General features: G+C 66.8%; 19 protein-coding genes. 5 read left to right on the top strand and 14 right to left on the bottom strand.

Annotation, left to right across the window (positions count from 1 at the left end; translation table 11 throughout):
- Positions 1–12: 12 nt before the first annotated feature.
- Positions 13–1296, top strand: a complete 1284-nt coding sequence (purD, locus tag AC5P7X_RS00475; protein WP_053498286.1) for a phosphoribosylamine--glycine ligase — start codon at positions 13–15, stop codon at positions 1294–1296.
- Positions 1297–1430: 134 nt separating this feature from the next.
- Here the strand turns inward: purD and rpoH are convergent, their stop codons facing one another.
- The 6 genes from rpoH to rhlB form a co-directional block, all read right to left on the bottom strand.
- On the bottom strand, positions 1431–2306 hold the full coding sequence (rpoH, locus tag AC5P7X_RS00470; RefSeq protein ID WP_005411269.1) for an RNA polymerase sigma factor RpoH: 876 nt from the start codon (positions 2304–2306) through the stop codon (positions 1431–1433).
- A 278-nt stretch (positions 2307–2584) separates the two neighbouring features.
- Complete coding sequence (ung, locus tag AC5P7X_RS00465) at positions 2585–3298, bottom strand: uracil-DNA glycosylase (protein ID WP_005419723.1); 714 nt, start codon at positions 3296–3298, stop codon at positions 2585–2587.
- The gene (locus tag AC5P7X_RS00460; protein ID WP_005411271.1) at positions 3295–4137 is read right to left on the bottom strand and encodes a response regulator; all 843 of its coding nucleotides are present in this window, start codon (positions 4135–4137) and stop codon (positions 3295–3297) included. Before AC5P7X_RS00460 ends, ung begins: the two co-directional genes overlap by 4 nt.
- Before the next feature lie 7 nt (positions 4138–4144).
- Positions 4145–5092 (bottom strand): permease-like cell division protein FtsX, encoded by a 948-nt coding sequence (gene ftsX / locus AC5P7X_RS00455; protein ID WP_005419726.1) that lies wholly within the window; start codon positions 5090–5092, stop codon positions 4145–4147.
- Between the two features lie 3 nt (positions 5093–5095).
- On the bottom strand, positions 5096–5782 hold the full coding sequence (gene ftsE, locus AC5P7X_RS00450; RefSeq protein ID WP_005419728.1) for a cell division ATP-binding protein FtsE: 687 nt from the start codon (positions 5780–5782) through the stop codon (positions 5096–5098).
- Positions 5783–5897: 115 nt separating this feature from the next.
- A complete protein-coding gene (gene rhlB, locus AC5P7X_RS00445) occupies positions 5898–7622 on the bottom strand; it encodes an ATP-dependent RNA helicase RhlB (protein ID WP_053498289.1) in 1725 nt (574 codons plus the stop codon).
- A gap of 508 nt (positions 7623–8130) precedes the next feature.
- Here rhlB and trxA point away from each other — a divergent pair.
- From trxA to AC5P7X_RS00430, 3 genes are all read left to right on the top strand, one after another.
- Positions 8131–8460, top strand: a complete 330-nt coding sequence (gene trxA / locus AC5P7X_RS00440; protein WP_005411275.1) for a thioredoxin — start codon at positions 8131–8133, stop codon at positions 8458–8460.
- A 228-nt stretch (positions 8461–8688) separates the two neighbouring features.
- Complete coding sequence (gene rho / locus AC5P7X_RS00435; protein ID WP_053498291.1) at positions 8689–10437, top strand: transcription termination factor Rho; 1749 nt, start codon at positions 8689–8691, stop codon at positions 10435–10437.
- Positions 10438–10647: 210 nt separating this feature from the next.
- A complete protein-coding gene (locus tag AC5P7X_RS00430) occupies positions 10648–12222 on the top strand; it encodes a sensor domain-containing diguanylate cyclase (RefSeq protein WP_053498294.1) in 1575 nt (524 codons plus the stop codon).
- Positions 12223–12261: 39 nt separating this feature from the next.
- Here AC5P7X_RS00430 and AC5P7X_RS00425 read toward each other — a convergent pair whose 3' ends face one another.
- A complete protein-coding gene (locus AC5P7X_RS00425) occupies positions 12262–13164 on the bottom strand; it encodes an energy transducer TonB (protein WP_495214316.1) in 903 nt (300 codons plus the stop codon).
- 80 nt (positions 13165–13244) lie between these two features.
- Complete coding sequence (gene aceK, locus AC5P7X_RS00420) at positions 13245–14975, bottom strand: bifunctional isocitrate dehydrogenase kinase/phosphatase (RefSeq protein ID WP_005419759.1); 1731 nt, start codon at positions 14973–14975, stop codon at positions 13245–13247.
- Positions 14976–15218: 243 nt separating this feature from the next.
- Between aceK and AC5P7X_RS00415 the strand changes: the two genes are divergently transcribed.
- Positions 15219–15956 (top strand): KilA-N domain-containing protein, encoded by a 738-nt coding sequence (locus tag AC5P7X_RS00415; protein WP_235642180.1) that lies wholly within the window; start codon positions 15219–15221, stop codon positions 15954–15956.
- A 75-nt stretch (positions 15957–16031) separates the two neighbouring features.
- On the opposite strand, the gene AC5P7X_RS00410 is transcribed toward AC5P7X_RS00415, so the two are convergent.
- The 6 genes from AC5P7X_RS00410 to AC5P7X_RS00385 all read right to left on the bottom strand — a co-directional run bounded on the left by AC5P7X_RS00410 (position 16032) and on the right by AC5P7X_RS00385 (position 21761).
- A complete protein-coding gene (locus tag AC5P7X_RS00410) occupies positions 16032–16391 on the bottom strand; it encodes a hypothetical protein (protein WP_005419760.1) in 360 nt (119 codons plus the stop codon).
- Between the two features lie 53 nt (positions 16392–16444).
- Entirely contained in the window at positions 16445–16861 is a 417-nt protein-coding gene (locus tag AC5P7X_RS00405) for a roadblock/LC7 domain-containing protein (RefSeq protein ID WP_005419762.1), read from the bottom strand.
- Entirely contained in the window at positions 16854–17402 is a 549-nt protein-coding gene (locus AC5P7X_RS00400; protein ID WP_329842928.1) for a GTP-binding protein, read from the bottom strand. Before AC5P7X_RS00400 ends, AC5P7X_RS00405 begins: the two co-directional genes overlap by 8 nt.
- Positions 17395–18360: a hypothetical protein gene (locus AC5P7X_RS00395; RefSeq protein ID WP_329842929.1), complete on the bottom strand. Its 966-nt coding sequence runs from the start codon at positions 18358–18360 to the stop codon at positions 17395–17397. The genes AC5P7X_RS00400 and AC5P7X_RS00395 overlap by 8 nt, the downstream gene beginning before the upstream one ends.
- Positions 18361–18668: 308 nt before the next feature.
- Complete coding sequence (locus tag AC5P7X_RS00390; RefSeq protein WP_495214315.1) at positions 18669–20891, bottom strand: NADP-dependent isocitrate dehydrogenase; 2223 nt, start codon at positions 20889–20891, stop codon at positions 18669–18671.
- A 357-nt stretch (positions 20892–21248) separates the two neighbouring features.
- The gene (locus tag AC5P7X_RS00385) at positions 21249–21761 is read right to left on the bottom strand and encodes a hypothetical protein (protein ID WP_005419769.1); all 513 of its coding nucleotides are present in this window, start codon (positions 21759–21761) and stop codon (positions 21249–21251) included.

Raw genomic sequence — 21761 nt, 5'->3', positions numbered from 1 at the left:
GAACCCTGTCCCATGAAGATCCTCGTCATCGGCTCCGGCGGCCGCGAACACGCCCTGGCATGGAAGCTGGCCCAGTCCTCCCGTGTCACCGACGTGATCGTGGCGCCCGGCAACGCCGGTACCGCCAGCGAAGACAAGTGCCGCAACGTGGCGGTGAAGGTGACCGATATCGACGGGCTGCTGGCGCTGGCCCAGGCTGAAGGCGTGGCGTTGACCGTGGTCGGCCCGGAAGTACCGCTGGTGGCCGGCGTGGTCGACCGCTTCCGCGCCGCCGGCCTGCGCATCTTCGGGCCGACCGCCGCCGCCGCGCAGCTGGAAGGCAGCAAGGCCTACGCCAAGGACTTCCTGGCCCGCCACAACATCCCCACCGCGTTCTATGCCGTGCACACCGACGTGGACGCTGCCCTGGCCTACATCCGCGAGAAGGGTGCACCGATCGTGGTCAAGGCCGATGGCCTCGCCGCCGGCAAGGGTGTGATCGTCGCAATGACGTTGGCCGAGGCCGAAGACGCGGTGCGTGACATGCTCTCCGGCAACGCGTTCGGCGATGCCGGCGCCCGCGTGGTGATCGAGGAATTCCTCGATGGCGAGGAAGCCAGCTTCATTTCGATGGTGGACGGCGTGCATGCGCTGCCGATGGCCACCTCGCAGGACCACAAGCGCGTCGGCGACGGCGACACCGGCCCCAACACGGGTGGCATGGGCGCGTACTCGCCGGCCCCGGTGGTCACCCCGGAGGTGCATGCACGCGTGATGCGCGAAGTGGTGAACCCGACCGTGCAGGGCATGATCGCCGACGGCATCCCGTTCACCGGTTTCCTCTACGCCGGCCTGATGATCGATGCCAGCGGCGCGCCGAAGGTGATCGAATTCAACGTGCGCTTCGGCGATCCGGAAACCCAGCCGGTGATGCTGCGCCTGCAGTCCGATCTGGTCGAACTGGTCGAAGCGGCCATCGACGGCCGGCTGGACCAGGTGGAAGCGCACTGGGACCCGCGCCCGTCGCTGGGCGTAGTGATGGCTGCCCGGCCGTATCCGGAATCGCCGATCACCGGTGATGTGATTTCCGGCCTCGGCGACGTGCCGGCCAGCGCCAAGGTGTTCCATGCCGGTACCGCATTGGATGCGCAGGGCCAGGTGGTCAGTGCCGGCGGCCGCGTGCTGTGCGTAGCGGCACTGGGCGACAGCGTGCGCGACGCGCAGGCCAATGCCTATGCCGGCGTCGCCAAGGTGAGCTGGGCCAACGCGTTCCACCGCACCGACATCGGCTGGCGCGCGATCGCACGCGAAGAGTGACGACCGCGCCACAGCCACGCATGGCGTGGCTCTACTGACATTGGTAGATCCACGCCATGCGTGGATGAGAACGCCACCAAAAAGAAAAGGCCCGGCAATGCCGGGCCTTTTCCTGGCTTCAACGCCATCCCGCCTTACGCGGTGAACAGCGCCTTCATCTTCTTCAGCGCGTTCGCCTCGACCTGGCGGATGCGCTCGGCGGACACGCCGTACTCGTCGGCCAGCTCCTGCAGCGTCACCTTGCTGTCGGCATCCAGCCAGCGACGGCGGATGATGTCGCGCGAACGCGCATCCAGTTCGGCCAGGCCTTCGCGCAGCAGCTGCATCTGGTTGTCTTCGCTGTCCTCGCGTTCGTAGGCCATCGACGGGTCTTCGTCATCGGCAACCAGGAACGCAGCCGGCGACGGCGGGGCGTGCTCGTTGTCCTCGTCGGTCGGCGCATCGAAACCGATATCGCGACCGGACAGGCGCGACTCCATTTCCATGACCTCGCGCTCGGACACGTTCAGGTCCTTGGCCACCGCGCTGACTTCAGCCGCGTTCATCCAGCCCAGGCGCGTCTTCGACTTGCGCAGGTTGAAGAACAGCTTGCGCTGCGCCTTGGTGGTGGCGACCTTCACGATGCGCCAGTTCTTCAGGATGAACTCGTGCATTTCGGCACGGATCCAGTGCACGGCGAAGGAGACCAGGCGCACGCCCATGTCCGGGTCGAAGCGCTTGACCGCCTTCATCAGGCCGATGTTGCCTTCCTGGATCAGGTCGCCCAGCGCGAGGCCGTAGCCGTTGTAGCCGCGGGCCACGTGGACCACGAAGCGCAGGTGCGAATGCACCAGCTCGCGGGCGGCGTCCAGATCGTTGCCGTCGCGGAAGCGACGGGCCAGGTCCTGTTCGTCATCGACCGACAGCACCGGGATCTGGTGCACGGCACCGATGTAGGCGTCCAGCGAACCGAGCGCACTGGGAATCGGGAGATTGTTTGCCACAAGGGCAGTAGAGGTGTTCTGGCTCATAGGCACCCATCTTAGCAGTCCGGGATTTGGACTGCTAAAGGAGGAAAAAGTTCCAGCATCCTATTGATGCAACACTGGTCCCAAACAGAGCCCTACCGTAGCGCGATTTGATGACAGTGGCGAGCATGCTTTTCGGGATTCACAATCCCTTGGAATTCAAGCAATTACCTGGCAGAAACCGGCCGATTTCAGTCAAGCGGAGCTGAACGGGCCGTTCTGCAGACCCATTCAGGCCCGGAGACGTTGCCCGGTGTTCAGGCCCAGCAGCCCGACGGTGCTCAGAGCGCCGAACGCGGCGGCAGCGACCAGTCGATCGGGGCCTGGCCGCGGCGCTGCAGGTACTCGTTGGCCATCGAGAAATGCCGGCAGCCGAGGAAGCCACGATGGGCCGACAGCGGCGACGGGTGCGGCGACTTCAGCACGCGATGGCGACGGGTGTCGATGACCTTGCCCTTCTGCTGCGCATAGGCGCCCCACAGCATGAACACCAGGCCTTCGCGTTCGCGGTTGAGCACATCCACCACGTGATCGGTGAAGCCCTCCCAGCCACGTCCCTGGTGGGCACCAGCCTTGCCCTCTTCCACCGTCAGCACGGCATTGAGCAGCAGCACCCCACGTTGCGCCCACGGAATCAGGCAGCCGTGGTCCGGGCGCGGGATGCCGAGATCGCTCTCGATCTCCTTGTAGATGTTCAGCAGCGACGGCGGCACCGGCACGCCCGGCGGCACCGAGAAACTCAGGCCATGCGCCTGGCCGCGGCCGTGGTACGGGTCCTGCCCGAGGATCACCACCTTCACCTGCTCGAACGGCGTGGCGTCGAACGCGGCGAAGATCTGCGGGCCGGGCGGGAACACCGCCGCGCCACTGGCCTTGCGCTGGCGCAGGAAGCTGGACAGCTCGCGCATCTGCGGCTGCAGCAGGTAATCGCCGACATGCTGCTTCCAGCTCGGTTCCAGCTGGATCGTCGGGGTGTCGGCTACTTCATCCATCATCGAATCAGGGGTCCATCGTTCAATCGGGCCAGGCGCAGCTGGAACAGCACCTTGGTGACCAGCAGCCGCTCTTCGATCGGCTTGAGCACCAGGTCATTGGCACCGGACTGCAGCAGCCCGGTCTGGTTGTGCGGGTTGCCGTCACCGGTCATCACCAGCACCGGCAGGCGGCGCTTGCCGTAACCGAAGTCCACGCGCACGCGCTGCACCACGTCGCGCCCGCTCAGTTCGCCCTTCAGGGTGACATCGGTCAGCACCAGGTCGATGCGGTGGCGGCTGCGGCCCAGCGACTCGGCAGTGAGCAGGGTGAATGCCTCTTCGGCGCTGACCACGTGCAGTACGTTCAGCTGCTGCCGCTCAAGCATGCGCTTGGTGGCCTCGGCCACCACGCGGCTGTCCTCGATGTAGAGGATGGTGGCGCCGGGGATGGTCTGCGGCTGCACATAGCCACGGATGAAGGTCGCCAGTGCCTCATGGCCCAGCGCCTTGTCGAAATAGTCGGTGACGTACTCGGTGAAGCGACGCTGCTCCAGGTGCTGCTGGGCATCGCCGGACACAACGATCACCGGCACATAGGCCTGGCCGGCGGCTTCGCGCACCATCCGCGCCAGCGCCAGGCCGTCGCCATCGCGCAGGGTCAGCGAGGTCGTCACCAGGTCCACCGGGCCTTGCGCCAGCGCCTGCTGCGCATCCTCGATGCTGTCGCAGCCGATCACCTCCACGCCCGGCAGGTCACGCTGCAGGACATCGGCGATCAGCTTGCGGACCAGCTTCGAACCATCGACCACCATCACCCGCGTCGCGGGCCCTTCAAGGTGCTTCAGCGCTTGCGGTTGCATGCCGGTCTCAGGTGTCGGTCGGGCGGGTCTGGCGGAGGAAGTGGCCGGTCACCAGCCAGGCGCCCAGCCAGCCCAGCAGCAGCGTGCCGACCAGGACCAGGCCGCCGTGCAGCAGGTCCAGGCCATGCAGCACGAACGGGCTGCCGTAGCTGCGCGAGAGTTCGGCCAGCGGCACGCGCAGGGCGGCACCGGCGGCGCCGATCAGGGCCAGCGCTACTGCGCCGGCGCCCAGCCCGTACCACGCGCCCAGGTACAGGAACGGGCGGCGGATGAAGCCATCGCTCGCGCCGAGCAGCTGCAGCACGCCGATCTCTTCGCGACGGGCCTGGATGTCAAGGCGCACCGTGTTGCCGACCACCAGCGCGGCGCCCACGCCGAGCAGCACCGACAGCACCTGCACCAGACGTGCACCGAACGCCAGCCAGGCGTCCAGGCGCTGGCGCCACAGCGCATCGTGCTGCACCAGATCGGCCTCGGGCAGGCTTTCCAGCGCGCGTGCCAGGCGTGCGTCGTCCTTGCCCTGGCCCGGGGTGATCACCAGCAGCGAGGGCAACGGATTGTCGTTGAGCGCATCGATCGCCTCACCGAGGCCGGCATCGCGCAGTTCCTGCAGGCCCTGCTCGGGTGTGCGCACATTCACTTCGGCCACGTCATCGCGGTCGCGCAGCTGGCCGGCCAGGCGAAGCGCACCGGGACCATCGATGTTGCCCTTCAGGAACACGTTGATGTCGCGCGACTGCTGCACGCTGCCGGCGAACTGCTTGAGGTTGTCCAGCGCGATCGACAGCCCCAGCGGCAACGCCAGGGCCAGCGCCATGACCATCACGGTCAGCAGGGTCGCCCACGGCTTGCGGCAGGCGCGGCCCAGGCTGAACACCACGCTGTGCACGTGGTGCTGGAACCAGACGCCCACGCGCGACGGGGCGGCGGCTTCGCTGTTTTCGTTCTTCGCCATCGGTTACTCCGCCAGGTCCTGCGGCGAGATGTCATCCACCAGCCGGCCGTGGTCGAGGATCAATACGCGCTTGCGCATGCGGCGCAGCAGCGGCAGGTCGTGGCTGACCACCAGCACGCTGGTGCCGCGCGAGGGCAGCTCGGCGAACAGGGCCATGATCTCCGCTGCAAGGGTCGGGTCGAGATTGCCGGTCGGCTCATCGGCCACCAGCAGCTTGGGCTCGCCGACGATGGCACGGGCGATGCCGACGCGCTGCTGCTCGCCGGCCGACAACTGCGAGGGCAGTGCCTTCTCACGATGGCCCAGGCCCATGCGCTCAAGCACTGAACGCACGCGCTTGTTGATGTCGCCACGGCGGGTACCACGCAGGATCAGCGGCAGCGCCACGTTCTCGGCAATCGAGCGGTCCATCAGCAGGCGGTGGTCCTGGTAGACCGCCCCCACCGCGCGTCGGTGGCGCGGCACGTCGCCGCCGCGCACCTTCAGCAGGTTGCGCTCGTCGAACACCACCGCGCCACGGCTGGGCCGCTCATCGAGGTGGATCAACTTGAGCAGCGTACTTTTGCCCGCACCGGAATGGCCGGTGACGAACAGCATCTCGCCCGGCGCGACCTCGAAGCTGACATCGGTCAGTGCCTCGTGGCCACCGGCGTACTGTTTGCTGACATTGTCGAAGCGCAGGACACTCATGCCCCGATTATGCAGGACCGGCGCGACGGCGTGGAGATGGTCACGGGATCGGTAGTGCCGGCCGCTGGCCGGCACGCCCATGAAGCCACCCGACCAACGGTCGGGTGCTACAGGATCAGTTGCCCGACAGCATCCGGCGGATCTTGCGGCCGATGCGGGTCAGGAACGAATCGCCGGTATCGGCGGCGGTACGCACCGGCTTGGCCACCACCTGCACCGGGGTCACCGGGCTCGCGCCGTTGCCGGCGTTGGCCTGCACGCCCTCGGCACCCTCGACCGGACGGCCATGGCGACGACGACGGCGCTTGCGTGGCTTGTGTTCACCCTCCACGGCACCTTCCGGTGCGCCTTCGGCGCGCGGCGGGCGCGGCGGACGCGGGGCCGTGGCGGCGGCGCCTTCAGCACCGGCGACCGGGGCGGCAGCGCCCTGCTCGCCTTCCACGCGCGGCTTGCGCGGGCCGCGCGAACGGCGTTCGCCGCTGCGCTCGCCGTCACGGCCACCACGACCACCACCACTGCCGGAACGACCGCCACTGCGGCCACCACCCCGACGCTCTTCCTCGGCGGCGCGGGCTTCGCGCGCTTCACGGAAGATCTGGCCGACGCTTTCGTTGTCCTCGCCTTCCTCGCCTGCAGCCGGGGCCGGGCGTTCCGGGCGCGGCAGCGGCGTCAGCAGTTCCTTGGTGACCGGCTCGGAGGGAATCTTCTGCTCGATGTAGGCCTCGATGTCCGGCAGGCCCATCGCGTAGCGTTCGCAGGCGAAGCTGATCGCATCACCTTCTTCACCCAGGCGCGCGGTACGGCCGATGCGGTGCACGTAGTCTTCGGCATCGAACGGCAGGTCGTAGTTGTAGACGTACTTGATGCCATCGATGTGCAGGCCACGGGCGGCGACGTCGGTGGCCACCAGAATTTCCAGCTGGCCCTTCTGGAAGCGGTTGAGCAGGCTTTCGCGCTTCTTCTGCGGCACATCGCCGGACAGCACGCCGACACGGTAGCCGGCCTTCTCCAGCGAGCGGGCGACGCGCTCGACGAACACCTTGGTGTTGACGAACACCATGGTCCGCGCGCCTTCGCTGCGCGACAGCAGGCCCAGCAGCAGCGGGATCTTCTCGTCGTCGGCCGGGAAGTAGATGCGCTGGCGCACGCGGGCAGCGGTGATGGTCTCGGCTTCGACCACCAGCTTCTGCGGCTCGTTCATGTGCTCGTAGGCCAGCTCCAGCACGCGATGGCTGAGGGTGGCGCTGAACAGCAGGGTCTGGCGGATGGTGCGTTCCGGCATGCGGCGCAGCAGGAAGCGGATGTCCTTGATGAAGCCCAGATCGAACATGCGGTCGGCTTCGTCGAGCACGCAGATCTCGCAGGCATGCAGCGAAACCACCTTGTGCTGCTTGACGTAGTCGATCAGGCGGCCCGGGGTGGCGATGATCACGTCCACGCCCTGCTGCAGCAGCTCGCGCTGCTTGTCGTAATCCACGCCACCGTAGACCAGGGCGAAACGCAGGCCCAGGTCGGAACCGAACTTCACCGCATCCTTGTGGATCTGGATGGCCAGCTCACGGGTCGGGGCGAGGATCAGGGCGCGGGGGTCTTCCGGCTTGCGGTCGGCCAGCGCCGGACGGGTCAGCAGGCGGTTCACGACAGCGACCAGGAAGGCCAGGGTCTTGCCGGTACCGGTCTGGGCCTGGCCGGCAACATCACCACCGGGCAGCGCGACCGGCAGGGTCAGCGCCTGGATCGGGGTGCAGCGGGTGAATCCGGCTCCTTCAAGGCCGGCCTGCAGGGCCGGGTGCAGCTCGAAGGAGGAGAAGGTCAAATCGGTCAGCGGTTTGTCGCTCATGAGTCCGTCTTGGTATGGCCGCCGGCCCGTGGGGCGGCTGGCACTTCATCGTCTGGGGGCACCGTCGCAAACTGCGGCCCCTGCGGCGGGTTGGCAGGCAGGGACCACCGGTCCGCACGCCGCGCAATGCCCCAGTTTAACGCACTCGGGCAGGCAAACCGGAATGCGGCGTCTCACGATTCCCAGAGACGCCACCTTCACCCAGCCACACTGGACTTGAACGGCCCGGTCTGGGGCGCTGGTGTCGCGCACTGCCAGCCCCATGTACAGGAGGACAGTGAAATCCGACACATACCGGGCATCGAAGCGATCACGATACGCTGGGTTCCAGACGGCGCCTGTCCCTGCCCCGCGATAGGGGTACACTGCCGGCCGTGAGCGTCCAGGCATCCCGCCGAACGCACCGCGGCAGTGCGCCGCGAGGCAACGACGAGGGTCGCGCCACCGGGCAAGGCCCAGTTCACCCACCTCCGGCATGGCCGGGTGCAATCCAAGACGAGAAACCAAGATGAGCGACAAGGTTGTACATGTCGGCGACGCCGACTTTGATAGCGCAGTACTGAATTCCAAGGAACCGGTGCTGGTCGATTTCTGGGCCGAGTGGTGTGGCCCCTGCAAGATGATCGCCCCGGCGCTGGACGAGCTGGCCGATGCCTACCAGGGCCGCGCCAAGATCGCCAAGGTCAACGTTGACCACAACCGTGCGCTGGCCGCGAAGTACCACGTGCGTTCGATTCCGTACCTGGTCGTGTTCAAGGATGGCGAGAAGGTCGGCGAGCAGATCGGTGCAGTGGGCAAGGCCCAGCTGGCCGGCCTGCTGGACAAGGCCCTGGCCTGATCCTGCCGGTCTCCGGCAGCCGCCGAGCGCGGCTGCCGGCGGGCGCACCACGCCCATGATGAATGCTGTTCCCGGCGACCCTTGCATGGCGCCGCAGGCCGATGATAGTGTCGGCATATCCGGCCGCGTTCGCGTGCCGCACCCTCTGGACGCAGTTTCTTCCAGACCCATTCCCAACGTTCGCCGCCCCAGCCGGGCGCTCGCACCGTCAAGCGAGGAATAACGCTCTTGTCCGATAACACTTCCGAAACCGGCAGCGCTGATGCGCCCGCCGAAAAGCGCGTGCGCAAGCCCCGCGTGAGCAAGGCCGCCGCCCCGGCAGCCGCAGAAACCAGCGCCGCTCCGGCGCAGCCGACCCTGCCGCTGGCCGCCGCGCCCGAAGCACCGGCGCCGGCCGCAGCACCTGCGCCGAGCGCGCCCGCCGCCGAGGCCCCTGCCAGCAGTGGCGGTGGCGAGGGTGGCGAGGGCCGCGAATCCGGCCAGCCGCGGCAGCAGAATCACCAGGGGGGTGGCCAGAACCAGGGCCAGAACCCGTACAACCAGAACGGCCAGCAGGGCCAGGGGCAAGGTCAGGGCAACCGACGCGACCGCTTCCGCAACCGCCGCGACCGTGACCGCAACAATCGCTTCCGCGACGACGGCATGTCCAATGACGGCGGTGAGCAGCAGCCGTTCGTGCCGCGCCCGCACGCCAACGTGCCCGAGGGCTTCCCGGTGTACTCGCTGAGCGACCTCAAGCGCATGCCGGCACAGAAGCTGCTGGAAATCGCCGAGCAGCTGCAGATCTCCGAAGGCGTGGCCCGTGCCCGCAAGCAGGACGTGATCTTCGCCCTGCTGAAGGTGCTGACCCGCCACGGTGACGGCGTCGCCGCCGATGGTGTGCTGGAAATCCTGCCGGATGGCTTCGGTTTCCTGCGCGCGGCCGAAGCCAGCTACCTGGCCGGCCCTGACGACACCTACATCTCGCCCAGCCAGATCCGCCGCTTCAACCTGCGCACCGGCGACCACATCTCCGGCCGCATCCGCTTCCCGAAGGACGGCGAGCGCTACTTCGCGCTGAACATCGTCGACACCATCAACGGCGAGCCGATCGAAGCGTCGAAGAACAAGGTGCTGTTCGAGAACCTGACCGCACTGTTCCCGCGACGCCGCTTCACCCTTGAGCGTGGCAACGGTTCGTCGGAAGACATCACCGGCCGCATCCTCGATCTGATGGCGCCGCAGGGCAAGGGCCAGCGCTCGCTCATCGTGTCGCAGCCGAAGGCCGGCAAGACGATGATGATGCAGCAGGTCGCCACCGCCATCACCACCAACCATCCGGACGTGCACCTGATCGTGCTACTGATCGACGAGCGCCCGGAAGAAGTGACCGAAATGCAGCGCACCGTGCGCGGCGAGGTCATCAGCTCGACCTTCGACGAGCCGGCCGCGCGCCACGTGCAGGTGGCCGAAATGGTCATCGAGCGCGCCAAGCGCCTGGTCGAGCACAAGAAGGATGTGGTGATCCTGCTCGACTCGATCACCCGCCTGGCCCGCGCCTACAACAACGTGGTGCCGAGCTCGGGCAAGGTGCTGACCGGTGGTGTGGACGCCAACGCCCTGCACCGCCCGAAGCGCTTCTTCGGTGCCGCGCGCAACGTGGAAGAAGGCGGCAGCCTGACCATCATCGCCACCGCGCTGGTCGACACCGGCTCGAAGATGGACGAGGTGATCTACGAAGAGTTCAAGGGCACCGGCAACAGCGAAGTGCACCTGAGCCGTCGTATCGCTGAAAAGCGCGTGTTCCCGGCCATCGACATCAACCGTTCCGGTACCCGCCGCGAAGACCTGCTGATCGAACCGGAACTGCTGCAGAAGATCTGGATCCTGCGCAAGCTGCTGCATCCGATGGATGAGATGGCGGCGATGGAATTCCTGCTGGACAAGATGAAGAACACCAAGTCCAACGACGAGTTCTTCGGTTCGATGAAGCGCTGATCCACGCCATTGCATTGAAGAGAACCTGCCGCCCGCTGCGGCAGGTTTTTTTTTGCCTGCAGGGCGACCTGTTTCACTTTGCCGCCGCTGACTTTTGGCGATAATTCGCCCCATACCCTGCCCGGCCCCCAAGGGCGTGGCCACCGATTCCCGCTGTCGCCCCTTCCGGAGAACCGGTCGGGTCCAGCCTCCTGCCGGATCCGTCGACGCATGCGAACGCTGTCCCCCCGCCTCAACCTGGGCAAGCTGATCCTCGCCCTGGCCCTGCTCAGCGCCATCATCGCCCTGGCCAATACCCTGCTGGCCAGTTACCGCGTGCAGCGCGACCAGTTGGTCGGCAACACGCTGGAGGCCAACCGCGTCTATGCCACCAAGCTGGCCGAGACCACCCAGAATTTCCTGCTGGCCGCGCAGCAGGAGCTGGCCTACGCCGCCACCCGGCTCGGCCAGAATGATCTCGATCCGGCACAGGCCCAGGATGAAGCCAGCCGGCTGCAGCTGCAGACCAACAGCTTCAACTCCTCGCTGGTGGTCGACGCCGACGGCCTGGTGATCGCCACCTCGCCGCAGACCCTGCAGCTGCAGGGCGAGATCCTGCACAGCGCCGGCAACAACGCCGCACTGGCCGCACGCCAGCCGATGATCAGCGATCCCTACCAGTCGACCACCGGCAAGCTGCTGGTCTCGCTGTCGCACCCGATCTTCGATCGCCAGGGCCGCTATCGCGGCTACGTCAGCGGCACCCTCTACCTGCGCCAGCGCAGTGCGCTGCACACGCTGCTGGGCAAGCACTACTACCGCGACGGCTCGTACCTGTACGTGGTGGACCGCAATGGCCGCCTGCTGTACCACGCCGATGGCAAGCGGGTCGGCGACTACGTGGTCGGCAACCCGGCGGTGAAGGCAGTCGTGCGCGGTGAACGCGGTGCGCAGCAGGTCCGCAACAACCTGGGCGTATCGATGCTGGCCGGCTATGCACCGGTGCCGGCCACCGGCTGGGGCATCATCGCCCAGCGGCCGACCGAGGCCACGCTGCAGCCATTGTCACGGTTGATGACCGCGGTGATCTGGAATGCGATCCCGCTCGGCCTGCTGTCACTGCTGGTCACCTGGTGGTTCGCCCGTCGCATCTCGATGCCGCTGTGGCAGCTGGCGCGAAACGTGCAGGGTGGAGAGGACACCGGCAACGCGATCAGCCACGTCAGCGGCATCCGCGCCTGGTACTTCGAGGTGGCCCAGCTCAAGCAGGCCGTGCTGCACAGCTTCAACGCGCTGCAGGACCGCATCGGCACGCTCAGCCGCGCCAACCGTACCGATCCGCTGACCGGCCTGCTCAATCGCCGCGGCCTGCAGCAGGCGCTGGATGCGCTGCAGGTGCAGGGCATTCCGTTCGCGATCCTGGCGCTGGACATCGATCGCTTCAAATCGATCAACGACAACCATGGCCATGACGTCGGCGACGCGGCCATCGTCCATATCGCCGACCAGATGCGCCGCTACTCGCGCGACAGCGACATCCTCTGCCGTGCCGGCGGCGAGGAATTCCTGCTGCTGTTGCCGGGCATCAGCACCGACTCGGCGCGCCAGGCCGGCGAGCGCCTGCGCCAGCACATCGCCGATCATCCGTTCGAGCCGGTCGGCACCATCACCGTGTCACTGGGCGTGGCCCACTTCCCCAGCTTCCACGTCGATGCCGAGCAGGCACTGCGGCTGGCCGACAAGGCCCTGTACATGGCCAAGGAACAAGGCCGCAACCGGGTGGTGGTCTACCCGTACGCGGACTGAAAAGCGGCCGGCCTGGCCGACCGCTTCACCGCGCCGGGCTCAGCGTTGCGCCAACGGTGTCAGCAGGCGCAGGCCGCGCTGGGTGCCATCGACCATGTACACGCCCCCGGCCGGCAGCAGATCACTGCCCGCCTGTTCGACGGCATCCGGCATGCGCCACGGTGCGGCCTGGCGTGGGCCGGGGATGTAGGCACGCCAGCGGCCATAGCGCTCCGGCTGGGCATTGCCGTTGCTGCCGGTGTCGCTGTTCAGGGCGAAGTTCACCGGCACGCGTACGGTCCAGAAGTCGCGCGTGCTGTTCTCGCCGGTCGTGGGCGGGACGAAGGTCCACTTTCGGGCGCCGCTGATGCTGGCCTTGGCGAGCAGGTCGCGCATCTTGGCCAGGGTCCGCTCCGGCGCGACCACGGTCATGTTCACCTGTTCGGCAATGACGTCGGCCACGGTCCCGTCGCGGGCCACCTTGACCAGCAGCAGCACATCACCCTGCCCGCCACTGCGGAAGACATCCTCGGGGTAGCGCGGTGGCGGCATGTTCTTCCGGGTCACCGAATCGGTAGCCTTCGGGTCATACTCACTGAAGTCGACACTGGTCATGCTGACCTGGTAGCTGCCGTCGTCCTGCTCCTTGCCACGCAGGCGCACCCGCAGTGGTGCGTGGACCGCCACCGGCTTGCCATCGCGCAGCGTCGGCTCGAACTGCCATCCACGGATGGTGCCCTCCACGAACGATGCAATACCCGGTGCGAGCATCGCCTGCTGGTCCAGAACCAGCGCGCTGACCGAGCCGTCGGCCGCCACATCGATACTGCCCGACAGCGCCATGCTCATCTCGGCGGTGGCGCGCACGGCGCGCGCGTTCTGGGCGACGGCCTCGGATGGCAGCAGCGGGGCAGCTGCGGAGAACGCCAGGGCCAGCGCAAGGAACAGGGGGGAACGCATCATTGCCGGATCCGTGGTGATGAAGTGAGCACCGAGCGTACCGCAGTCCTGACCGGACCGGCATGTGCTTCACGCCACGCCGTTCAGGCCAGGCGATGGGCCGCCGCGTAGGGCGGCGTATCCGGATAGTTCCCCTCGGCGAAGCGCGCCTGCAGGTCCTGCCACCACGCCGGATCGAACAGGTGCCGGTAGTGCTCCCTCACCGCCGCCAGTTCGCTGGCGGGCAGCCCCATGAACGGGCCGAAGCGCTCGGGAAACACGTCGCGTGGACCGACATGGAACCAGGGTTCATCGGCCATGGCTTCCTCCGGCGTACGCGGCTGCGGCCATGCGCGGAACACGCAGTCGCTGACCAGGCACAGCTCGTCGTAGTCGTAGAACACGGCCCGGCCATGTCGCGATACGCCGAAGTTCTTCGGCAGCATGTCGCCGGGGAAGATGTTGTTGCGCGCCATGTCGGTGATCGCCTGCGCATAGTCGAGTACCGCTGCGCGCACCGCCTCGCCACCCTGCTCGCGCAGGTACAGATTCAATGGCCGGAAACGGCGCTGCACGTAGCACAGTGCGACTTCCACATGGTCGCCATCGACCCGCACGGTCTGCGCGCATTGCTGCAGCAACTCCTCCAGCAAGGCCGGTGCGAAGCGATCGCGCGGGAAGCGCAGGTGGCGATACGGCTGCGCATCGAGCAGGCGGCCGACACGGTCGAGGTTGAACACCAGCGCGTACTTCTCTTCCACCTGCCGCCGCGACATCGCCTTGGGCCAGGCGAAGCGGTCGCGGATCAGCTTGAACACCAGCGGATAGCTGGGCAGGGTGAACACCGCCATGACCATGCCCGGCGTGCCTTCGGCGGGCACCAGCCGCTCCTGCGGATGCTCGTTGAAGTGGCGGAAGAAGGTGCGGTAGCGCTCGGTCTTGCCTTGCTTGGCACGGCCCAGCACGGTGTAGATCTCATCGATGGGCTTGCCCGGCAGCAGGCTGCGCAGGAACACCACCGCATCGCCCACCGTGGCAAGGTCGGCCTGGAAATAACTGCGCGACACGCCGAACAGATGGGCGACGTCGCGGCGCCGGGTCAGCACCGCGTCGGCACGCAGTCCACGCTCATCGTTGACCAGCGCGATCACGCAGGGTGAGAAGCGGTGCTCGCCGAACACGCGGCCCACCAGGTAGGCACGGCGCTCGCGATAGAACACGGTGTCCAGCAGCTCGATGCTGCGCACCGGCGTATCGCCCCAGTGGGCCAGATCATCCTGCAGGCGCACGGCGATGGCCGCCGCGCAGCGCAACTGGTGCGCATACGGAATGTCGAAGCGATAATCGGCCAACACGCGCTGCAGGGCCTCCACCGGCCGCGTCGGTGAAACCGCGTAGGTATGCCGCGCGACCGGATGGGTGATCGCATCGGACGGCTCGACGTCAAAGGCGATGAACTCCAGCGCCGGGTCCACGCCACGGGTGGAGAACAAGCGCCGCGACAGCGTGTTGTAGAAGGTCTTGTACAGTTCGGCATCGATCAGCCCCCGCAGCAATGCGCTGTAGCGTGCATGCACCTGCAGCCACAATGCGCGCTCCCCGATTGCTTCGCCGGCAAGGCGCCGCAGTGCATCCATCTGTTCGGCAATGCACAGGTCGTACAGCGCGATGCGCTCGACTGCATCCTGGCGCGCAGCCGCCCAGTCGCGCTGCTCGAAACGCTGCCGCGCACGAGCGGTGATCGCCGCAAAGCGGGCGTGGTACTGCTCGAAGCCAGCGTGGATGGCGCCAGCGATGCGCGACGCCAGCTCGGCATCGATATCAGGCTCGGACATGCAGGACTCATCCGGGAGGACCGGCTTCACCATACGCTGGCGTGGGGTGGCTTGTGTAGGGCCGAGCCCATGCTCGGCTTGGTTCACCGCAATCTGCCCGAAGAACAGCCAAGCGTCGGCTTGGCTCTACAGGAACAGCGCCGCTACGCGCCGCAACAAACGCAACGATTCCTACAGACCCGGTGCCCCTCTGCTGCCCACCCTTTCAGGCCCAACCACGGCACGAGGTGACGCATGCAGCAAATGACCTTTATCCCACGCGTGGAGGAAGGCAACGTGATCCCGCAGCGTGCCCGCGATGGCTACATCAGCGCAACCGCCCTCTGCCAGTCCGTCAACAAGCGCTGGTCCGATTACCGGGCGCTGAAATCGACGGAGGAGTTCCTGCAGGAGCTTACCGTCCAGACCGGTCTGGCCGAGCATGAACTGATCCACGTGGTCTCCGGCGGGAATCCGACCCTGCAGGGCACCTGGATCCATCCCTATCTGGCCATCAACCTCGGCCAGTGGCTGTCGCGCAAGTTCGCAGTGAAGGTCTCGCAGTGGGTGGTGGAATGGCAGCAGGGTCGCGCCAATGCGTTGCTCCCCGTACACATCGATCGCTACATGCAGAACCGTGCGAAGGTGCCGTATACCCATTTTTCGATGCTCAACGAGCTGACATTGAACCTGATCGCACCGCTGGAGCAGGCAGGCTATACGCTCCCGCAGGCGCTGGTGCCGGACATCTCCGAAGGCCGCCTGTTCTGCAAATGGCTGAGGGATCATCGCGGCGTCAACACCGACGCACTGCCCACGTATGACCACGCCTACCCGGACGGCCGGACGGTGCAGGCCAAGCTGTATCCCAACGAGTTCTACGAGGATTTCCGCCGCCATTTCAACGAAGTGTGGCTGCCCCAGAAGGCGCACACGTACTTCGCCAAGCGCGACAGCGAAGCGCTTTCGTTCGTGACCACGCTGCTGCTTCCACCGCAGTGAAAGCAGCGCCGAACGCGCTCGGCTGCTTCGGCTGAAAGCAGCCGAGCATGGCCCGGCGCTACAGGAGCAGAGGGCTCAGATCGCCAGTTCGGCCTCCACGTCCTGCACCTTGCGTCGGGCCAGTGCAAGGTTGGACTTGGTCCGGTCCAGCACGATGTAGAAGAACAGTCCCTTCTTCTTCGCAACCGGTCGCATGATGTGGTACGCCTTGCCCAGCGAGATCAGGATATCCTCGATGCTGTCATTGAGGTTCAACGAGGCGGCGGTCTTCATCTTCGCCCGGATCACTTCGGTGTTGCCGGCAGCGGCCACCTCCATGTCCATGCCGGCACCGGCTTCGCCCAGCAGCATGCCGCTTTCGTAGTCGACCAGCGCCACTGCCTGCGCGCCGTCGATGCCCATCAGTGCGTTCAACGATTCATTCAATCCAGCCACGTCGCACCCCTTGTCGATGTTGGTTCGAGCCCCTCGTTCCCCTGCGGCCGGGCTCACGATCCGCCGAGTTCGGCCAGGATCGCCTGGCCACATTCCCTGCTCTGCCACAGCACCTGGCCGATCACGCTGCGCTGGTCGCAGGCCGCCATCAGCAGCAGCGGTGCACGTCCCTCGGCCTGGATCGCCAGCATCAGCACCTTCCCGCCCATCGCTTCCAGCATCAGCGTCTGCAGATCGCCCAGCACCAGTTCGCGCCCCACCGCTGCGGCCAACGCCAGCATCGCGCTGGTCATCGCCGCCAGCCGTTCGCCGCGTCCTTCGGCACCGGCGCTGACCAGGGCAAAGCCATCGACGCTGGCCAGCACCACCGTGCGCACGCCCTCCACCCGCTGCTGCAGGTCCTGCAGCAGCGGCTGCAGGCGCTCACGCTGGCCCGCATCGGGCAGTACCGCCATCTGCCCGTCACCCATGCGCGGCCACCAGTGCGTGTGCTTCCATTTCGCTCATCAGTACATCCATCAGCAGCAGTCCCTGTTCGCGGTCACGGGCATCCACGGCCAGCAACGGCAGCGGCTGGTCGTCGAGGCAGGCGTGCGTGGCCCAGTCATCCAGCGCCGCCTGTGGTGCCTGGTCCAGGTGGGTGACGGCCACGACCAGTGCCAGGGATGATGCGAACGGCTGCAGCACCTGCAGGTAGTCCTGCAGCTCGCTGGCAATGCCGGCGCGACGTGCGTCCAGCAACAGCACCGCGCCCCGTGCACCCTGCAGCAGGATCGGCCACAGGAAATCGAAACGCTGCTGGCCGGGCGTTCCGTACAGACGCAGGCGTTCTCCGTTGGGCAGGCCGATGTCCGCATAGTCCAGCGCGACGGTGGTGGAGGCCTTGTCGGCGCCGAGGCGATCACTGTTGGCGACGTCGGTGTCGATCACCGCGCCGGCCGCGATGCTGCGCACCAGCGTCGACTTGCCGCTGCCCATGCCGCCCAGTACCACCACCTTGTGCTCACGCATTGCGCTCACTCCCGCGTAGATGCCGCCACAGGCGGGCAAGCAATCCGTTGTCGGTGCGGGTGCCACCGGTCGCCATCATCGCCGCCGCGGGGGCGGCCTGCAGCTGCGCGTAGCCACACAGGTAGGCCGCGTGGATGAAATCGCGAACGGCCGCCGCCGGCAGCTCAAGCAGCATCGCGCATTCTTCAACCGTACAGGCGCGCTTGAGCAGCAACGAGCACAGGCGGAATCCATCGTGGTCGTGCCCCAGTACGCGGAAATCCGGCCAGCGCAGCAGCTTCACCGAAGCGCCGCGCAGGCGTTCGTCCAGTGCCTGCCAGTGGCGGCTGCGTTGCGCCCATTGCCACAACAGCGGCCGCAGCGGCTGGCGTGGTCGCTCACCAGCCAGCGCCTGCAGGCGCATTGGCGTCAGTGCATCCAGCTGCAGGCGTTCGAAAGCATCGGCCAGGCGCTCCACCAGCGCGCTCGCGGGTTCCTGCAACAGCACGGCCTGGTCGTGCTCCAGATCCATCAACAGCAAAGGTTCGCCCGCATCACTCAACAGTGCCTGGCCATGGCGCAGCGGCAACCGCTCGCGCAGCAGGCGGGTGATGGCGTGTGCGCCATCGGCCAGACGTATCAGTGCGGGTGCGGGCATGGCCAGGGGCTCCGGTGCCAACTGCATGCGACGCAGCGCGCGGCCGATGGCACCGTCGTCGAGCACATCCTGCTGTCCGTCGCCGTCGCGCAGTTGGCCGCCGTTGTCCTCGATCCAGCATTGCAGGCGCGGTCGTTGCTGGCGCATGCGCTGGGCCGCGTTGCGCAGTGCCGGGGTATCGCGGATGACCAGCAGGTCGCAGTCGTCCAGGTCCTGGCTGCGGCGGACCTGGCCGTCCGGCAGTGCCGACGCCAGGCGCAGCCGTTGCAGCAGGGCCTGCTCGCCCTGGATGTCGGTTCCCACTACCAGCACGCGTGCCATCTGTGTTCCCCGAGCGACCACCTCCCCGGTGGTCTCGCGTCGCCAAGGCTAGGGCATCGCCAGCGGCAGCCGTCGTGATCGACTGCTCAGATCGGGAGCGGTTGCAGGCGGTGTCCGATCGGTTCTGCGACGGCTATCGCGGGCAAGTTTCATGCCCCGTTGACGGCATTCCGACAGCCGACGGAAGTCACGGTTTCATCGCCTGGGGTCAGATCCCTTTTGCGTGGCAAAAGGGATCTGACCCCAGAGCCCAAAAAGAAACCCGCGCCGAAGCGCGGGTTCCGGGGTCACGGCCGAACGGCGACGGATCAGCCGCGCAGCTGCTCCAGCGCGGCGTTGAAGGTCGCGCTCGGGCGCATCGCCTTGCTGGCCTTGGCCAGGTCCGGACGGTAGTAGCCGCCGATGTCCACGGCCTTGCCCTGCACTGCGATCAGCTCGTCGACGATCTTCTGCTCGTTGTCGGTCAGCGCCTTGGCCAGCGGGGCGAAGCGTGCCTTCAGCGCGGCATCCTCGTCCTGCGCGGCCAGGGCCTGCGCCCAGTACAGGGCGATGTAGAAGTGGCTGCCACGGTTGTCGATGCCGCCGAGCTTGCGCGACGGCGACTTGTCGTTGTCCAGGAACTGGCCGTTGGCTTCGTCCAGCGCCTTGGCCAGCACGCGGGCGGCGGCGTTGTGATAGCGGTTGCCCAGGTGTTCCAGCGACGCAGCCAGGGCCAGGAACTCACCCAGCGAATCCCAGCGCAGGTAGTCCTCTTCGACGAACTGCTGCACGTGCTTCGGGGCCGAACCACCGGCGCCGGTCTCGAACAGGCCACCACCGGCCATCAGCGGCACGATCGACAGCATCTTGGCGCTGGTGCCCAGCTCCATGATCGGGAACAGATCGGTCAGGTAGTCGCGCAGCACGTTGCCGGTCACCGAAATGGTGTCCTCGCCCTTGCGGATGCGGTCCAGCGAGAACGCGGTGGCTTCCACCGGCGGCAGGATGCGGATGTCCAGGCCGTTGGTGTCGTGGTCCTTCAGATACTGCTCGACCTTGGCGATGACCTGCGCGTCGTGGGCGCGGGCGGCATCCAGCCAGAACACGGCCGGGGTGCTGCTCAGGCGGGCACGCTCGACGGCCAGCTTGACCCAGTCCTGGATCGGCGCGTCCTTGGTCTGGCACATGCGCCAGATGTCACCGGCTTCCACAGTGTGCTCGAACACCAGGTTGCCGGCGTCGTCGGTGACCTTGACCACGCCATCGGCAGCGATCTGGAAGGTCTTGTCGTGCGAGCCGTACTCTTCGGCCTTCTGTGCCATCAGGCCGACGTTGGGCACCGAGCCCATGGTGGCCGGGTCGAAGGCGCCGTGCGCCTTGCAGTCGTCGATGACGGCCTGGTACACGCCGGCATAGCAGCGGTCCGGAATGACCGCCTTGGTGTCCTGCAGCTTGCCTTCGGCGTTCCACATCTTGCCGGAGTCGCGGATCATCGCCGGCATCGAGGCGTCGACGATGACGTCGCTCGGCACGTGCAGGTTGGTGATGCCCTTGTCCGAGTTGACCATGGCCACGCCCGGGCGCTGTGCGTACTCGGCAGCCAGGTCGGCTTCGATCGCGGCACGGGTGGCTTCCGGCAGCGACGGCAGGCGCGCAGCCAGGTCACCGATGCCGTTGTTGGCGTCGAAACCGGCCTGCTTGAGCACGTCGGCATGCTTGGCCAGCACGTCCTTGTAGAACTCATTGACCGCCACGCCGAACATGATCGGGTCGGAGACCTTCATCATGGTCGCCTTCAGGTGCAGCGAGAACAGCACGCCCTGGGCCTTGGCATCGGCGATCTGCTCACCGATGAACGCGGCCAGCGCCTTGCGGCTCATCACCGCGGCGTCGACGATCTCGCCGGCCTTGACCGCGGTCTTTTCCTTCAGCACAGCGGTGCTGCCGTCGTTGCCGTGGAAGGTGATCTTCAACGAACCGGCATTGACCAGGGTGGCCGACTTCTCGCTGCCGTAGAAATCACCGGCGGCCATGTGCGCGACATGCGACTTCGAATCCGGCGCCCAGGCGCCCATACGGTGCGGGTGCTTGCGCGCGTAGTTCTTCACCGACAGCGGTGCACGGCGGTCGGAGTTGCCTTCGCGCAGCACCGGGTTCACCGCGCTGCCCTTGACCTTGTCGTAGCGCGCCTTGTAGTCGCGCTGCTGGTCGTCGGCCGGGGTTTCCGGGTAATCCGGCAGCGGGTAGCCCTGGTCCTGCAGTTCCTTGATGGCCGCCTTCAGCTGCGGCACCGAGGCGGAAATGTTCGGCAGCTTGATGATGTTGGCGTCCGGGGTGGTTGCCAGCTGGCCCAGTTCGGCAAGGTCGTCGCTGACCTTCTGTGCATCGGACAGCAGTTCCGGGAACTGCGACAGGATGCGGCCGGACAGCGAGATGTCACGGGTTTCCACCACGATGCCGGCCGTGGCGGTGTAGGCGTCAACGATCGGCAGCAGCGACTGGGTGGCCAGGAACGGTGCTTCGTCGGTCAGCGTGTAGAGGATCTTGGACATGGGGGACTTGGACTCTGTAGCAATGCTCAGGGGAAGGCCGGCGCCAGCGCCGGGCCACGTGCAACCGTGTCGCGCGCGGGGCGGAGCCCCACGCTTTCCCCGTCGCCGTCAGGGTGGGCGCGCGGCGGGGAAACCCCTGCATTGTCGCGTTTTCAGCCGCGCGGGGCAAAGCCACGCCATACGCGACGGTACTGCATGGCGGCAACGCTGTGATCCATCCACGCCTGGATGAAGCCCGCCCACAGCATCAGTGGATCCACGCCATGCGTGGATGAAGCCGACCATCGCACAACAAAAAAGGACGCAGCCTCGCGGCTGCGTCCATCGTGAGCCCTGCCGGGAGAGAGTCGGCTGGACTTACTTGACCTCGAACTCCTGCGGCGTTCCGGCCGCCTTGCCATCGACGGTGACTTCGGCGCGGTACTTGCCGGCCGGCCAGCCCTTTGCATTCTTGAACGTGACGTTGGTGGTTTCGGCACCGCTGGTGTTCAGCGTGGCATTCTGTTCACCGGCCACCTGGCCGTCCTGGTAGGTCAGCTTCGCGCCAACGGTGACGTTGTTGGCGGCACCGTCGGTCTTGACCGAGACGATGATGTCATCCTTCGGCGCGAACAAAGCCGCCGTCGCAACCGACTTGTCGGCGGCTGCGGTCTTGCCGACCGTGACCGACGAGACGCTGACGGCGGCGGCTTCGGCCATCGGCGGCGGCGCGCCGGTCATCGGGGCCGGTGCCGCCGGCTCGGCCGGAGCAGTCGCTGCCGGAGCGGCGTTGTTGTCGGTCGACTCTTCTTTCTTCTTGCAACCGACCAGGGCGACGCTGCCCAGCAGGGCGGCGATCAGGGCGGTCTGGAGCGGGGTGGTCTTGATCAT

It is taken from the genome of Stenotrophomonas sp. YJH_SMC_53, from assembly GCF_059369995.1.
The sequence above is the reverse complement of the archived record's forward strand: the minus strand, read 5'-3'. Positions and strand labels throughout refer to the sequence as shown.

What these genes read in the sequence shown, in the direction of transcription:
- purD (WP_053498286.1), top strand. Translation starts at nt 13, where the DNA reads ATGAAGATCCTCGTCATCGGCTCCGGCGGCCGCGAACACGCCCTGGCA.
- rpoH (WP_005411269.1), bottom strand. Translation starts at nt 2,306, where the DNA reads ATGAGCCAGAACACCTCTACTGCCCTTGTGGCAAACAATCTCCCGATT.
- ung (WP_005419723.1), bottom strand. Translation starts at nt 3,298, where the DNA reads ATGATGGATGAAGTAGCCGACACCCCGACGATCCAGCTGGAACCGAGC.
- AC5P7X_RS00460 (WP_005411271.1), bottom strand. Translation starts at nt 4,137, where the DNA reads ATGCAACCGCAAGCGCTGAAGCACCTTGAAGGGCCCGCGACGCGGGTG.
- ftsX (WP_005419726.1), bottom strand. Translation starts at nt 5,092, where the DNA reads ATGGCGAAGAACGAAAACAGCGAAGCCGCCGCCCCGTCGCGCGTGGGC.
- ftsE (WP_005419728.1), bottom strand. Translation starts at nt 5,782, where the DNA reads ATGAGTGTCCTGCGCTTCGACAATGTCAGCAAACAGTACGCCGGTGGC.
- rhlB (WP_053498289.1), bottom strand. Translation starts at nt 7,622, where the DNA reads ATGAGCGACAAACCGCTGACCGATTTGACCTTCTCCTCCTTCGAGCTG.
- trxA (WP_005411275.1), top strand. Translation starts at nt 8,131, where the DNA reads ATGAGCGACAAGGTTGTACATGTCGGCGACGCCGACTTTGATAGCGCA.
- AC5P7X_RS00430 (WP_053498294.1), top strand. Translation starts at nt 10,648, where the DNA reads ATGCGAACGCTGTCCCCCCGCCTCAACCTGGGCAAGCTGATCCTCGCC.
- AC5P7X_RS00425 (WP_495214316.1), bottom strand. Translation starts at nt 13,164, where the DNA reads ATGATGCGTTCCCCCCTGTTCCTTGCGCTGGCCCTGGCGTTCTCCGCA.
- aceK (WP_005419759.1), bottom strand. Translation starts at nt 14,975, where the DNA reads ATGTCCGAGCCTGATATCGATGCCGAGCTGGCGTCGCGCATCGCTGGC.
- AC5P7X_RS00415 (WP_235642180.1), top strand. Translation starts at nt 15,219, where the DNA reads ATGACCTTTATCCCACGCGTGGAGGAAGGCAACGTGATCCCGCAGCGT.
- AC5P7X_RS00405 (WP_005419762.1), bottom strand. Translation starts at nt 16,861, where the DNA reads ATGGGTGACGGGCAGATGGCGGTACTGCCCGATGCGGGCCAGCGTGAG.
- AC5P7X_RS00400 (WP_329842928.1), bottom strand. Translation starts at nt 17,402, where the DNA reads ATGCGTGAGCACAAGGTGGTGGTACTGGGCGGCATGGGCAGCGGCAAG.
- AC5P7X_RS00395 (WP_329842929.1), bottom strand. Translation starts at nt 18,360, where the DNA reads ATGGCACGCGTGCTGGTAGTGGGAACCGACATCCAGGGCGAGCAGGCC.
- AC5P7X_RS00390 (WP_495214315.1), bottom strand. Translation starts at nt 20,891, where the DNA reads ATGTCCAAGATCCTCTACACGCTGACCGACGAAGCACCGTTCCTGGCC.
- AC5P7X_RS00385 (WP_005419769.1), bottom strand. Translation starts at nt 21,761, where the DNA reads ATGATCAAGACCACCCCGCTCCAGACCGCCCTGATCGCCGCCCTGCTG.